This is a genomic window from Geminocystis sp. CENA526, assembly GCF_050753365.1.
Taxonomy (GTDB): domain Bacteria; phylum Cyanobacteriota; class Cyanobacteriia; order Cyanobacteriales; family Cyanobacteriaceae; genus Geminocystis.
Window position 1 is genome coordinate 1 of sequence record NZ_JBLZFY010000003.1, and the last position, 14625, is coordinate 14625.

The 14625-nt window shown below is 32.4% G+C and carries 12 protein-coding genes; 1 reads left to right on the forward strand and 11 read right to left on the reverse strand.

What is annotated here, in order from left to right:
- Positions 1-274: 274 nt before the first annotated feature.
- Genes ACN4EE_RS01520 through ACN4EE_RS01535 form a run of 4 tightly spaced genes read right to left on the reverse strand, consistent with a single transcriptional unit; the run spans position 275 to position 5491 of the window.
- Positions 275-946 carry an HAS-barrel domain-containing protein gene (locus ACN4EE_RS01520; RefSeq protein WP_431704631.1) on the reverse strand — a complete coding sequence of 224 codons (672 nt, stop codon included), beginning with the start codon at positions 944-946 and terminating at the stop codon, positions 275-277.
- 9 nt (positions 947-955) lie between these two features.
- Complete coding sequence (locus tag ACN4EE_RS01525) at positions 956-2596, reverse strand: DUF6930 domain-containing protein (protein WP_431704632.1); 1641 nt, start codon at positions 2594-2596, stop codon at positions 956-958.
- 45 nt (positions 2597-2641) lie between these two features.
- The gene (gene cimA / locus ACN4EE_RS01530) at positions 2642-4255 is read right to left on the reverse strand and encodes a citramalate synthase (protein WP_431704633.1); all 1614 of its coding nucleotides are present in this window, start codon (positions 4253-4255) and stop codon (positions 2642-2644) included.
- 39 nt (positions 4256-4294) lie between these two features.
- Positions 4295-5491, reverse strand: coding sequence for a glycosyltransferase family protein (locus ACN4EE_RS01535; RefSeq protein WP_431704634.1), 1197 nt, complete (start codon positions 5489-5491; stop codon positions 4295-4297).
- A 293-nt stretch (positions 5492-5784) separates the two neighbouring features.
- Between ACN4EE_RS01535 and petJ the strand changes: the two genes are divergently transcribed.
- Complete coding sequence (petJ, locus tag ACN4EE_RS01540; RefSeq protein ID WP_431704635.1) at positions 5785-6117, forward strand: cytochrome c6 PetJ; 333 nt, start codon at positions 5785-5787, stop codon at positions 6115-6117.
- 408 nt (positions 6118-6525) lie between these two features.
- Here the strand turns inward: petJ and ACN4EE_RS01545 are convergent, their stop codons facing one another.
- The 7 genes from ACN4EE_RS01545 to ACN4EE_RS01575 all read right to left on the reverse strand — a co-directional run bounded on the left by ACN4EE_RS01545 (position 6526) and on the right by ACN4EE_RS01575 (position 14597).
- Positions 6526-7332 carry an ABC transporter permease gene (locus ACN4EE_RS01545; protein WP_431704636.1) on the reverse strand — a complete coding sequence of 269 codons (807 nt, stop codon included), beginning with the start codon at positions 7330-7332 and terminating at the stop codon, positions 6526-6528.
- Positions 7333-7523: 191 nt separating this feature from the next.
- Complete coding sequence (locus ACN4EE_RS01550; protein WP_431704637.1) at positions 7524-7757, reverse strand: hypothetical protein; 234 nt, start codon at positions 7755-7757, stop codon at positions 7524-7526.
- 484 nt (positions 7758-8241) lie between these two features.
- Positions 8242-8613, reverse strand: a complete 372-nt coding sequence (locus ACN4EE_RS01555) for a lecithin retinol acyltransferase family protein (RefSeq protein WP_431704638.1) — start codon at positions 8611-8613, stop codon at positions 8242-8244.
- A gap of 277 nt (positions 8614-8890) precedes the next feature.
- On the reverse strand, positions 8891-9328 hold the full coding sequence (locus ACN4EE_RS01560; RefSeq protein WP_431704639.1) for a PIN domain-containing protein: 438 nt from the start codon (positions 9326-9328) through the stop codon (positions 8891-8893).
- The gene (locus tag ACN4EE_RS01565; RefSeq protein WP_431704640.1) at positions 9318-9542 is read right to left on the reverse strand and encodes an antitoxin family protein; all 225 of its coding nucleotides are present in this window, start codon (positions 9540-9542) and stop codon (positions 9318-9320) included. Before ACN4EE_RS01565 ends, ACN4EE_RS01560 begins: the two co-directional genes overlap by 11 nt.
- Positions 9543-9787: 245 nt before the next feature.
- Entirely contained in the window at positions 9788-11323 is a 1536-nt protein-coding gene (locus ACN4EE_RS01570; RefSeq protein ID WP_431704641.1) for a hypothetical protein, read from the reverse strand.
- Positions 11324-11327: 4 nt separating this feature from the next.
- A complete protein-coding gene (locus tag ACN4EE_RS01575; RefSeq protein ID WP_431704642.1) occupies positions 11328-14597 on the reverse strand; it encodes an SNF2-related protein in 3270 nt (1089 codons plus the stop codon).
- Between the last annotated feature and the right edge of the window lie 28 nt (positions 14598-14625).

Genomic DNA, 14625 nt, shown 5'->3' on the forward strand with positions numbered 1-14625 from the left:
TTGTGGACTTGTCTGTAAGGCTAGTGCCGTCCTGTGAAGCAGAAACTCTTAATTGCGAAGTTAAGAAGCCCACATCTGTACCGTTAGGTCAGTGTGGGAGATGTCACAGGATGCACAAAAAGTATTTTGATGAGGGTAGGTATCAGGTGTCAGGTTAAAGAATGAAAAATCAAGATTTTGAAGCGTTATCTTTAATAACCTTTTGATTTATTCAGCAAACCCTAACTAACTTTCCCACCCCTCTTATCTTCATCATTTTATAGTTCACTCAGATTTACCAGTGTACTTGACTTAAAATATACTTTAGACAGTCATAGTCGTTTTTCAATAAAACGCTCAAAGTACGTCCTGCATTGACTAACCAAGTTCGATCGAGCCCTCGTAATCGATAAGTTTCTCGTAAGGTTGCCGCAATGAGAGATTCTACGGGAGTGTTTTGCACTTGTAATAAAACCCTTAAAAAATCGGGATTATTGGTAAATTTAACGATTTCATCCTCTGTACAATGAAACACCGCTTGATGAATTTGAGGAGGGCGAGGAGGTAAGTATTGAAAGATATTACCGTTAGCAGGACTATAAGGATTATTTTCGCTAGTATTTGGTATTTCAAAGCCAATAATTACTGCCCGAAATTCAGTTTTTAACATAGCAAAAATTTGCGGTTGTTGTTCCTTTAATTCTGCTAAAGTTAACCCTAATGCCCTTGCCCTGTGAACTGAATCAATAGGTGCTGTGGTAACGTTGGTAACGAGGGAATAGATTTTGTTGCCTGATTCTTCATCAAAGGATTTTACCCAACTACCAAAGGGGGGCATAGCGGGGAAATTTAGCTCTTCAGGCTCTAAACATTGGGCTAAAAATTCGATCGTCGAGGTTTCAATTACTTCTCCAATATGATCTGATTTTTGCTCATTATTGTTTAATTTTGGTAATGGTAAACGCATAATTTTGAACTATTGGATTTGCAGGATTAAACGTTCTAAACCTAGGGTGTCACTTTTGACTAATTCACCATAGAATAAATATAAAAGGTCTTTCCGTTGTGGTTCTCCACGGGATGCACCAGTCGCACCCATAGCAATTAAGATACCGCAATAACCATCAAATTTACCGACATCTTTTTGCCATTGTTGCAGTCTCTTAGGAAAAGAGTCTCCTTTCTGCACTAGAAATTGTGAGAAAACATATAGATTTTCTTCTTGGGTTTTGAGAATACCTAAAGTATATTCTTCATCCTCATAAGGATCATATCCTTCGTTGAAAGTTATTTGAGTAACCCCATTTTCATCCTTTAATCTTTCAATGATTACCTGTGCTTTTGGGCGAGTAGTTTGTAAGAGAATAACAGGTAACAAATCTTTTTTTGATTTATTTTTGATTTTAGTAAAAATGTCAGGGGGAATATGCCCTAATGATTTATCACTTAAATAATCTAAAAAGATATTTTGATCAATCCTCGCCAATGATACTAATGTACCTGATGGCACTAAATCATCTCTAATAGCTTCATCATCGTCATCTTCATCATCGTCATCATCGTCATCATCTTCAAACATATCACGAAATTCGGCGGTGACTTCGGGCATAGTCTTGACTGTCACGGTTAACCATGAATCTTCGAGGGGAGTTTCTAAGGCGTATTCACGAACAATTAATTCTTCTACGTCATCTTCTCCTAATTCTTCCTCACATTCATCGATAAATCTTCCTAAGGCTTTCATGGCAATATAAATAGGATAGACTTCTTCTTCTTCTTTTAAAGGTCTAATACCTTCGTAGGGGTGAATACTTCCAAAAATCGGGGTTACATCACTTTCTAAAAATTCATCCCAATCGCTGGTTTGTTTTTCGTTTTCTTCCTGAGAAAAGTTGATAAACCAACAATCTTGCTGTAAGAAGGTTGCTTCTAAGTCTTCATCGTCGGGGGAGTCTCCTAAGTCGATGACTCTTTGACGGAAGGATTTAAGGGATTCGATCGATCGATATAAGACAACGCCAAATTCTTGTCCCATCATTCCCATAACACAAGCATAGAGATTTTCTACACCCCATTTATTAATTTCAATGGTGATAATTTCTTCTTCTGAGAGAATATACCAAGGTTGTTCTTCCCAGATAGAGTTTAAGGCTTCTTCTACTAAGGCTGAGGATAATTCGGGGGCGATTTTGGTTTCTAAATCAGGGCGAATATTTTGAAAATTCTGCCACAGTTCATCTAACAGAGGTAATTCTGGTTGATAATCTACCACAATATCTAAATCTCTTAATACTCCCCGCAAGAAAAATTGTAACTCTCGATCCTTCACAACAATTTTCTGAGGACGTGCAGGTGTGGCGGGGTTATGGGGACTTTCAATGGCTTTTAATAAGGCTCTAACAATGGCTTCTGGTCCTGTGGTGCTTCTAGTTACTTCCATCGATCGAACAAAACCTTCTGAACCATCCACCCAGATAATACATTCTCCTTCATTGGCTAATTCGGGATCAAGATTATCCATCATTCCCAAAATCGGAAGACGATCGCCCTCCCATACATGGGGAATTTGAGGAATACGTTGTAATCTATGTTTAGTGCTTTCGGGTAAAGAGGTCATGGGTTTGTATAATTGTTCGATGTCGAAACAGAAAAAAGAATATTTTTACATTGTACATTCTACATTCATTAAGATACCATATTCAATGCCTTCGACTACTGCTTGATAGGAAGCATCAATAATATTAGTAGAAACTCCTAAGGTTGTCCACCGTTGTTTACCATTGCTAGATTCAATCAAAACTCTGGTTTTAGCAGAAGTTCCAGAAGCACCATCGAGAATACGCACTTTATAATCCGTTAAATAGAAATTACCGATTTCAGGGTAAAATTTGCTCAAGGCTTTGCGCAAGGCTCGATCGAGGGCGGAAACTGGTCCATTTCCTTCGGCGACTTCTAATAATTCTTCACCGTCCACTACAATTTTAATGGTTGCTAAGGCATGGGTATAAGGGATTTCATTTTCGATCGAAATATCAGAATGTACTTGAAAGCCTTTGATGGCAAATAGGGGTTTTCTTTGGTTAAGGCTCGATCGTAATAATAACTCAAAACTCGCCTCCGCCGCCTCAAATTGATAGCCTTCGCTTTCAAGGGTTTTCAGTTTTTGTAGAATTTCTCGACAGATAGGATCATTTTTGTCTAATTCGATGCCAAAGGTTTTCGCCTTTGCTAAAATATTACTCAATCCTGCCTGTTCAGAGATGACAATTCTTCTTTCATTGCCTACCGCTTCGGGTTCGATATGTTCGTAAGTTAAAGGATTTCTAGCTACTGCGGAAACGTGAATACCTCCTTTATGGGCAAAAGCCGATCGTCCTACAAAGGGAGCGTGATCATCAGGGGCTAAATTGACGATTTCGCTGATTAAACGGCTATTAGGTGCTAATTTGGTCAATTCTTCAGGTTCTAGGCATTTAAAGCCTAATTTTAACTGTAAATTCGGGATCAGAGTACATAAATTAGCGTTACCGCATCTTTCCCCGTAACCATTCATTGTACCCTGTACCATTCTTGCACCCTCTAAGACGGCGGAGAGGGCGTTAGCTACGGCTGTACCGCTATCATTATGAGTATGAATACCTAATTGAGGACTATGAGTATCATCGATATTAAGATTAAGTTTAGTGACTACTTCTGCCACAATTTGACTAATTTCATGGGGTAATGTACCGCCGTTGGTATCACAAAAAACGAGCCACTGCGCACCCCCTTTGATAGCAGATTTTAGGGTTAATAGGGCGTATTCGGGGTTGTTTTTGTAACCATCGAACCAATGTTCAGCATCGTAGATTACTTGTTTGCCTTGAGATTTGAGGTATTCGATCGTATCTTGAATCATGGCTAAATTCTCTTCCAGAGAGGTTTTTAAGCCCTCTGTAACGTGTAAATCCCAAGATTTGCCGAAAATTGTCACCCATTGGGTATTTGCCTGTAAAATTGCCTTTAACAGTCGATCGTTTTCAGGTAATTCATTTGGGCGACGGGTAGAACAAAAAGCCACAATTTGAGCTTGTTTTAGGGGTTGCTCTTGTAACTGTAAAAAGAATTGTACATCTTTTGGGTTCGCCCCAGGCCACCCTCCTTCAATAAAAGGAATACCCATGTCATCTAATTGACGGGCTATTTTTAATTTATCTGTCAAAGAGAGAGAGATACCTTCCCTTTGCGCTCCATCTCTTAGGGTTGTGTCGTATAGCCAAACTTTGTTATTACTCATGAATTTAATATTAATGCCAGTTGAATGCCTCTTAGGTTGTTAAAAACAATCTTCAATATATGCTTTAATCTTATCTGCTAGTTCCTGATTATTTAATAATACTTGTCGTTCAATTTCATTGCTTAATATTTTTATTATATTTTCAGTTAATAAGATTATATCTTGCCCTTTTTCTTCCATTTCGGAAATTAGAGAATATAAACTTAATTGTGATGCTAAATTATCATTATTATATAACAAAGCTAATGCCAAATAAACATGACTTTCTAAACAATCTGAGTCAACTTGTAAACTTTTTTGATATAGTTCGATCGAACTTAAATAATTTCCTTGCTCAAAAGCAATTTTAGCTTGATTTTTGCGATAGAAGTCTTTAATAAATTGATAATGTTGATGAGAAGAAAGTTTATTAATTATTGGTTTTAAGTATTGATTAAAAGGACGACTTTTGATTAAATGATAACCATTTTTGGCAATTTTTTCTCTCTGTTTATCATTTTTTAGGTACTCAATACAAGTGGAAACTAAATTTTCATAATTAGAAAAAACTAATCCCTCTTGAAAATAACTTTCTTCCTGAGAATTATTACTCTTTTCAGAAATAACAAAAAATCGATTTGCTAATAGGTGAGAAACTCTAACAATTTCAAACACTTGAGCTTCGTAAAAATGCATATTTAAAACAATTTTACTTCGAGCAATATAGCGGTTTCTTTCCTCTCCATAAACTCCAAAAAGTGTTTTTACTTTTACTCCTTCTTTTTCTAATTCATCAATGATTTTTTGACGACGCTGATTAATTGAACCATAAAACAATACATCAATATCTTGATTATGATGATGTTCGATCGAACTCAAACAAGAATGATAGCCTATAGGTAAATATTTAACGTTGTTAATGCCCCATTTTTGTAATTGAGCAATATTAGATAGACTATAATCCCAGATAGGATACTGATACAAATAATCGAGATAGCCCGATTGTATCCAGGGTGATTCGGGATAAATTTGTTCAAGATTATAGATAATGGCGTTGGGGGGTAATTCAATTTGATTCGGATAGACTAGATTATTAACGCCTAACATAATATATTGTCGATCGAGCATTTGCCAATCATCGCTGATAATGCTATCAAAACCCATGTCTTGTAAACTATAATGAATCATATATTGAGTTTCTATTAAACATTGATAGTGAGGATTAGATTTGATAAGGACGATCGTAAATTTTGTCATAATAAATAATCTAGGGGAGTGCATCGCCCCAACATCTTAAGTTATACTTGGCGAGGGCATAACTTGAGTTTGGAGAGGGTAGGCAAAAGGCAAGAGGCAAGAGGCAACTATACATTTTGTCACATCGGATTATAACCTTGATGAGTATATTTATAACAGATTTCGTAAAAGGGATCGATCGTAAATTATTGAGAAATGTAACAAACTTTGACATCTCGTCTTTTGACAATCAACAGGAAATTACAGAAGATCAAGATTGACCAAAATATATAGAGAATCTCGATCGAAATTCCATGAAAAAAATCCTTAGTGTAGTAGTTTTATTATTTACCCTTGTCAGTTTTACTTTTGCGAGTCCAGCCTTAGCAGGAGATGCTTCTAAAGGTGCGTCTTTATTTACCGCTAACTGTGCTTCTTGTCACATGGGGGGAAGAAATGTTGTTAACCCTACCAAAACTTTACAAAAAGCAGACTTAGAAAAATATGAGATGTATGATTTAGACAAAATCAAGAATCAAATTACTATGGGTAAAGCGGCAATGCCTGCATTCGGACAGAAATTAACCCCCGAACAAATTGAAGATGTAGCTACTTATGTTCTTTCTCAAGCCGAAAAAGGTTGGTAATTAATAATCAGTAATGGGTAATAAGAAAAGTGAGGAAGTCTAATAGATTTCTCAAAAAAATATAATTTTATCACGGTATAACAGGCATCTTGCCTGTATTTGTCAAGATGTCTAATAGGTTTTCAATACCAAAAAAGTAAGTAAAGAGAAAAAAGAAGCAATTATTAAAAATAAAAAAAATCCTCCTGAAACAAAACTCAGGATGCCAAATCCCCTTAATAAATACAAAATTATCGTACTAGGAATAAGGACAATAATTAACAAACGTAAATTTTTACGAATTTTGCTGAGATTTCGATTCATACTTTTGTGTAATTAATAGTGTTCTTTCGTTATTTTTTATTTCTTTAATCATCGATATTTTAAGGGCTGAAGCCCTTTACTACAAGCCAAAGATACTTAATATGCTTAATTTTTTTTAGTATTGTACAAAATCGAGATTTTTAATTGATGGTTAGGAGTAGTCAAAGCAATCCAAGCTAATAATACTATCATCAGTGTACCTAAAGCACAGGCGGAAGCGATCGAAAAAGTAATTACCACTTGATAGCGAACAGCATTCAAAGGATTTGCCCCCGCCAAAATTTGCCCTGTCATCATACCGGGTAAGCTAACTAAACCCATTACCATCATGGAGTTAATAATAGGAATCATGCCCGTAGTGATGGCGGATGTGACTTCTTGATGAGTTGCTTCCCAACGGGTTGCGCCCAAAGATAAAAGGGTTTCCACTTGATGACGATTTTTCACGAGGTTATCCATAAATTTATCTAAGCCGAGGGATATGCCCGTGAGAGTATTTCCTAAAATCATACCTAATAAGGGAATCAGATATTGAGGATTATACCAAGGCTCAACTTTGATAATTCCTGCTACCGATAAATTAGTAATCAAAAATGAGGATATTAAGACGGAGATTAAACTACGCCAATAAATACTCGGAAATCTTCGGGAAGTGCGGTTAACGGCGGATATTCCTGCGATGGTTGCCATAAGGAGTGCGATCGAAATTACTAACCAAGCATTAGAAAGGTTAAATAACCATTCCAAAATATAACCGATAAGAAGTAATTGAATTACCATTCTTAGGGAAGCGATGAGGAGAGATTTTTCTAACCCTAGTCTTAACCAAAGGGATAAAATAATGTTGATGAGGATTAGTAATATTGCCCCACCTAATTGAAAATAATCAAGAAATATATAATTATCAGACATGGTTAAGCTAACAGCAAAATCTAAGTTTTATGATTTTTTTCTTAAAGTTTGGGCTAATTCCTCTGAGGGCTTTAATATTAGGATGTTGAAAGGGATTATTTTCTAAAATCTCAAAACATTTTGCTAATTTTTTAGCCAAAATTGAATCGACATTAGCATAAAAAACCTTCGCTTTCTTGGTTAAAACAACCTTATACATCACTTCTAATTTCTCGCCAATCTGTTAATTCGCCGTTGGAAATATCTTGTTTTGCTAACTCAATATCTTCTAATAAATTACGAATTTCTAATAACTCTTTTGTTGCTTCTTCCTTTTCCTTTTCCGCCAAATCAGTGATAAATTTATAAGTGAGTTTTATATTCGTTTCTGATAACTCATTTAAGGATTGATGAACAGATAATTTTAAATTTTGCAGTTTTGACATAGAACAAAAAATTCTAAATTTACCGATACATTTTAGTCTAATTATTCATAATAATACCATATTTTAAGTTTGATCGTGAAGTGGCGTTGTTCGATCGATTTTTTAATTTTACATAATATTTTTTGATGAGGTTGGGAAAAATGTAGGGGCAGAAAATTTTTCTGCCCACCCCCACCCAAAAAATATTGATGAGATAAAATTAAGAAATAAAACAATAATTTTTCTTTTCTGATAAAGCTCGATCAAGCTATGCCACTTCGTGATCGAATTTACAAAAAAAGCCCTTAATTAAGAGAGCTATATAAGAATTAAATTTTCAACAAGTTACTAAAATCTGAAGTGTGATCTGCGTAGCTGTGCCTTCGTTAAGCTATATTACTCATAGAACGATTCCCAAATTCCATACCCTATTCTCCCTATTCCATAAATCGCTACACCCAATCCGACAACCGCAATTACTGGAGAAGCAACAGAAGGAGAGGTGTTAGGAGAAGCAAAATCTCAAAATATTAATTACAGGGTTAGGTATAATACTTATTTGTATACTAAATTTTGTTCCTGTTTTACAATACGTTGCTAAATGCTCACAATTATTTGTAAATAGGTTGTAATTAGTTTGTCCGAACATTTCAGCCGCTCTACCCACCACAATATTTGGGTGATCGCATTTTTCATAAGACTTAACATATACCTTTCCCTTAGAATAGAAATCTTTTAAGGGAGTTTGTGTAACAATATTTCTTCCCTGTCTTTCTGCAAACTCAATTACCCACCCATCTCCACAATCAATTCCATGATGGGTAATGGGAAAACCATCAAACACAAAACTATAGTATAAATGATCTCCTTTAGCCATTGTTGTTACCTCCTTATTTATTCCCTATATATAATTATCAGTCGAACTTTGTCGATTTATGCAGAATCAAGAAGAAATATTAATAAAAATTAAGTCCAATAACCACTAAAGAACGATCGATCTCTCTCCAATTCGATCAAATTTCTAACTATTGCTCAATTCTTTATGGTTAAATAAGATTTCTTGATGAGGTTGGGTTGAATATTATTCAACCCCTACGGAAAAATGCCACCTTCACCAAAAAGTTATAGATGATTTTAAAGATTCGATCGAACCATCAAGAGTAATTAAAAGGATTAATGATTGTTACTTTATTTTCTATAATTAAATTGTTTTGCATATCTTCTGAATAAATAATATTGACATTTCCCAAAATAGCACTAGCAACAATAAGACTATCCCAAAAAGATAAACAATAATTTTTTCTTAATTTTACGGCGTATTCTACTGTCAAAAAATCAAGAGATAAAATTTCACATCCTAAATTAAATTCTTTTATTAAATTATCTATTTGAAAGTCATTAAATTTAGCCTTCTTTATGAGGTTAAAACAAACTTCGTTAATAACTTGTGTACTAATAAAAAGATTATCTTTACTGGTAATCTCAATAGCAATTTGTTGTTTTTTTATTGAATTAAGATCATTAGGATTAACAATAAAACGGTATAACCAAATATTAGAATCGATAAAATAAGATTGAGAATCAACGCTCATGGATTTCTTCTCTTGTTAACGGTTGAAAGTTAGGAATTTTTAGAGGATTAATGGTTAATTGAGCAATAATTCCATTTTGAGGAAAACTTTTTTTTGACATTTTTTCGGCTTCTATGGTTATCTTAACTTTTTCTCCTTCAGGAAAATTAAAATTAGTTAAAGGACGAAAAACACCATTTTCAAAAATAGCATTTAAACTTTGTTGTTGTGACATATTAAATTCAATTAACTATAATTTTAATATTATATTTTAGCAAAATTAAATAATTGAGAAAAATTTTTCTGTTTTTTCTCTTCATAGATATAAAGTATTAATAAGATTTCTTGATGAGGCGGGGTTGAATATTATTCAACCCCTACGGGAAAATGTCACCTCCACCAAAAAGTTATAGATGATTTTAAAGATTCGATCGAGTTTAAAATTGAGTTCGATCGAACTGTTAATAATAATGATCAACTTTACATAGAACTATGATCATCTGAATAACGACCAATTTCAGGCATATAAGGTTGAGATTCGACTCGTTTTTTTTCTTTATACAACGATGGAAAACCTTCGATTTCTGCACCTTCTCCATCTGGAATAGATAAACCATAAGCAATAGCAAAACGATGAAAATACTTAGGAGAAATACCACTCATACTAAAATCTTCTGTTTCAGTTAACCCTCCGCCGGGATATGGTACATTTTTAAGTTTATAAGGTGGAATATCAAACCTTTCTTGATTAAAAGCTATATGGGTAGATTTGATTGTATCTTGATAATAATATGAGGGCTGTCCGCCACCACCGATAAAAACGGTTAAATTTTGATTGTGTTCTACTTTTGCTTCAAAATATTCAGGATTTTTTTTCTTACAACTTACAATGACTTTTGCAACCATTTTACGAATAAAATACATAGTAAGAATACTATACAAACACAATTTTTCTTTATCATTACTAATTTGTTTTAATTTTGATTTGATATTTTCAGCAGTAATAGTAACATTTGATTTTTTATATACAACTATTTCACCAGTATTTGGTGAACGAGATATTTTTCTTGAATATTTATCAATATATTGAAGAAATAAAACATCTTTTCTTTGTAAATAACTCACAATTTTTGATTCTTCTAAATCAGTATTATTAATTATTTTTTTTGCCAAAGCATTTATTCCAATAGCTTCGACTTCTCCCGAATAGAACTCTATTTTAGGAATATCATCTTCTCTATAAAAACGAAAAGAAACTCCTTCCGTTGTACCACTACCAATATCGAAAAAGATATAAATACCATCTTTAGCTTGACGGGAAATAGTATAAGAATAAATAGCCCCTTTTATTTCGGGAACTGCGAATCCTGCAATGGGAATTTCATTATCAGCTTTATTCATACTTAATTCAGTTAATTTTTGACGATTTTCTTTCATTCTTTGACATAATTCTTGAAAATTATTAGGATGATTTTCTGTTAATAATAATGCTAAACGAATGACTTTTTTAAATCTGTTAATGGCTAAAGAATCAAAATATTTAACTGGGACTCCCACATTTACTGACCAATTAATATCTAAGTTTTTAACTAAGTCAGAATTATTTTTTAATACCCAATTCTTAGCTTTAATGATGATACAACTGAGATAAAAAGTGCAAAGATTTTCTATTTGTTCAGGAGTATTTAAGTCATTTTTTTTGTAATGGGGTAACTGATCAAAAGAGTAGGTTTTTTCTTCTTGTGATAAATCAATATTAGCTAATCGCATTTTCACAAAATCAACTAATATTCCTTCATTCGTGTTTACTGTTTTCCACTCTGATAAAGTTAATCCTGTTAATAAATTACCATCATTTTTAATCAAAATTTTAGTAGGTAATAAAGCATCGTTAACTTGTTTTTTGTCTTCTGCAAAATTGACAATCCATGAGTTCTCACGATCGATGTCTCTTACACAAACTTTTGTAAAACTTGTACCAAAATCAATACCTAAATTTAGAAATAAATCACTCATTTTTTTAGTCCTCAATAAAAATTAAACCAGTCGCTAAAGTTGGATTTGATGTTGTAACTTGACGTTTTAAGTCAATATTTTTTAAGGTGAAATCTAGGTTCTGTTGAACTTTTTTAAGTTTTCCTTCCTCCGCAGGAATAATTGTTTTTTTACCTTCAGATAAATATTGTTCAATTCTTTTTTCAAAAAAGATTTGTTTTCTTTCTGCGTAAGATTTGGCTGATCTTTGTTGTACATTACAACGATCTTCATTTTCGGCTTGAAATTCCTCCTCTCGATTCGCAAAATCAATCTGTAATTCTTCTTCGCATTGTTCATAAATTTCGATAATTTTTTCTAGGTTGATTACATTAGAAATATTATATTTTGCCCGACCATAAGTTGCAGTTTTATTGATTAAATATTCCGCATCATCATCGGATAAAAATATTCCTTCTAAAGACATAACTTTATAAGCCAAAAGAATTTCTTTTCTTAATCCTTCTAATTTCCAATTCTGAACTACATAAAAATAAATACCTTGCTTAATATCTTTTTTATTAATTTCTTTTATTGATAATGTAGAAGCGGAAATACTATAAAAAGAATTAATTAAATTATCTTTTGTATATTTATATTTTATCCACTGAATTAAAGGATGAGTTGAATCAATTAATTCATAATTTTTTCCCATTGCTTTCGTGTTTTTAGGATCAAAAAAACATGGTACTGATTGAGCAAAAAGTACTGTTCTAGTAGAAAAAGGAGATTGATGAGTAAATAATTTTAAATCTGTTCTTGCTTCAGAAGATAAATTGATTTCATAAAGTTCGCCAATATTATTTTTATTGGGAGTGATTACCGTTCCGGGGTATTCTAATTTGAAAAAATCTGCAACAAATGATAATAATTCCTTTGATTTTAACCATCTTCCTTGCTCTTTACTATTGTTAATAGAATTTAAAATAAATTCTGAAAAAGCTACTAAATTCATCGCTTCTTCTTCCAATGTTCTTTGTTGTTCCATCTCCGATTGAATAGCTAAAGTCGTTTCTTCAGCTCGTTTTTTTAGTTCTTCTTCTGTTAATTCTGGATTTAATAATTCTAAAATTAATTCTTCAGTTTTTTCTCCAAATATTTCCTCTATATCTCCAATACTATTTTCAAAAATTTTTATCCTTTCATAAAGTTTTTCTAAGATATATTGTTCGATCGTATCTTGAATACTATAATTGACAATACTAATTGTTTCATGTTTTTGATTAAGTCGATCGAGTCTTCCGATTCTTTGCTCAACTTTCATCGGATTCCAAGGCAAATCATAGTTAATAATAAAACGACAAAATTGTAAATCAATCCCTTCACTACCCACTTCTGAAGACAGTAAAATTGAGATATTTTTTTTATTCTTAAAATTATCGAGAATTTCACTTTTTTCTTCTCTTTTCATACCACCTTGAATTAAAAAAGTTTTGATACCATCTTTTTCTAATCTCTCTTGTAAATAGGAAAGAGTATTACGATAAAAAGCAAATAGAACAAATTTTTCTTGATTATTCGCAACTAATTGCTCCTTGATAAATTTAACTAATTCTTTATATTTAGTATCAACTATTCTTAAATCTTGAATAAACTTAGTTAATTCTTCTTTTTGAAAAGGAAATGGATTAATTGGCTTTTTCCAAGCAACATTTTTAGAATGTGTTTTTGTATAATTATTTTTATTTATTTCTTCATCTAATTGTGAACCATAAATTTCATAATTTTCTTCTTGTTCATCGTCAGAATAAGTATATTCACTATGATCGGCGTTGAGAATATTTTGTAAAAGTGTTTCTTCTGTATTGTCATTAATTTTTTTATTTGACCAAAACTCTAAAGCGGCAACCATACAACTCGCCATTTCTCTTTGACGAGCCATTAATCGAAAAACATTAAATTTAGATTCTCCTAATGCTTGAATACGAATTTTATAAGTGATATATTCATATACTTGCTTTTCTATTTTAGTAAATTTTACCGTAAGAGTTTGAGGTTTTCTTTGCACTCTATTAGGTAAAACTTCCCGCTTTCTATTTCTAGTCATAAATTGCCCTAATAAAGACAAATTTTCCAGAAGATTACTAAATTTAACTTGTTGACTATGACTAATATTTTCTAACTCGAATAATTCATCAAAAAGTATTTTAAATCTCTTACTTTCCTTAAAATAATCTGACTTAGAGGCTTCTTTAATCACATCTCTTATTTCGTCTAAATTAGGAGAAGTTTTCCACATTAATCTAAGGGCATTAATAATTGATTTATTTTCTTGCAACATTTCTTCAAAAGTTCTTTGATCGAAAAAATCATCGGGGCTAATTAGTTTGAGTAATTGATATAAATTTTCACTACGAATTTGAATAGGTGTGGCAGTTAATAAAATTAAATTTTTGCTTGTATCCCTCAAAAGTTGAGCAAATTTATTATTAGCTGTCTCTGAATTTCTTAAATAATGAGCTTCATCAATAATCACAAAATCAAAAATATCAATATTATTAATATTTGCTTCTTCGTAATCACGAGAGTTTTGTTCTAATAATCGAGCTAAATCATACCTTGCACCTTTTTTTTCTTGTTTATTTTTATCTTTTTCATTCCAATTTTTAACTCTTAATCCTTCTAAACTAGCGATATAAGTAAAAGAAATTTTATTTCCTTTTTGGGTAACTAATTTCGCTTTTTGTAATAACTCTTTTGCCCCGACTATCTCCGCATCAATGTTAAATAAATTCTTTAAATCATCTCTCCATTTATCTCTTAACATTGCAGGGCAAACAATTAATAAACGTTGGGCATCTTCTCTTGCTTGTAATTCTTTCCAAATATACATAGATTCGATCGTTTTACCTAAACCTACTTCATCGGCAATTAACAATCGAGATACGGGAGAATCTAAAAATTTTAATACAGGCTTGAATTGATAGGGGTAAAAATCTGTATTACTAGCCTCCATACTGTAAAAAATATTAGTTAATTCCCCTTTTACTTTTTCTAACGTAAGAATCCTTCTCAAATCATCAGGTTTACCGAATTTACCCTGTGCTAATAAATCTCGAATACTCACATTGTCTTGATACAATTCCAGTTGTTCATACTGCTTGTAACTTTTTTCATTAGTGCCAAATTTTACTTCTACTAAAATACGCCCTGCGGATTTTCTCACCTTCCCTGTAGTCAATCCTTTTTTACTAGGATTGTTTTTAATTCTGACTTGTTGCCCTTCAATTTCGGGATTCCAATTAGAGTCTGTCATAACGATTTACCTTTAATTAATTCATGTT

Bases quoted from the DNA above. Each gene is read 5' to 3' on its own strand.
- cimA (WP_431704633.1), bottom strand. From the start codon at position 4,255: ATGAGTAATAACAAAGTTTGGCTATACGACACAACCCTAAGAGATGGA.
- ACN4EE_RS01555 (WP_431704638.1), bottom strand. From the start codon at position 8,613: ATGGCTAAAGGAGATCATTTATACTATAGTTTTGTGTTTGATGGTTTT.
- ACN4EE_RS01560 (WP_431704639.1), bottom strand. From the start codon at position 9,328: ATGAGCGTTGATTCTCAATCTTATTTTATCGATTCTAATATTTGGTTA.
- ACN4EE_RS01520 (WP_431704631.1), bottom strand. From the start codon at position 946: ATGCGTTTACCATTACCAAAATTAAACAATAATGAGCAAAAATCAGAT.
- ACN4EE_RS01525 (WP_431704632.1), bottom strand. From the start codon at position 2,596: ATGACCTCTTTACCCGAAAGCACTAAACATAGATTACAACGTATTCCT.
- ACN4EE_RS01570 (WP_431704641.1), bottom strand. From the start codon at position 11,323: ATGAGTGATTTATTTCTAAATTTAGGTATTGATTTTGGTACAAGTTTT.
- ACN4EE_RS01575 (WP_431704642.1), bottom strand. From the start codon at position 14,597: ATGACAGACTCTAATTGGAATCCCGAAATTGAAGGGCAACAAGTCAGA.
- ACN4EE_RS01550 (WP_431704637.1), bottom strand. From the start codon at position 7,757: ATGTCAAAACTGCAAAATTTAAAATTATCTGTTCATCAATCCTTAAAT.
- ACN4EE_RS01565 (WP_431704640.1), bottom strand. From the start codon at position 9,542: ATGTCACAACAACAAAGTTTAAATGCTATTTTTGAAAATGGTGTTTTT.
- petJ (WP_431704635.1), top strand. From the start codon at position 5,785: ATGAAAAAAATCCTTAGTGTAGTAGTTTTATTATTTACCCTTGTCAGT.
- ACN4EE_RS01545 (WP_431704636.1), bottom strand. From the start codon at position 7,332: ATGTCTGATAATTATATATTTCTTGATTATTTTCAATTAGGTGGGGCA.
- ACN4EE_RS01535 (WP_431704634.1), bottom strand. From the start codon at position 5,491: ATGACAAAATTTACGATCGTCCTTATCAAATCTAATCCTCACTATCAA.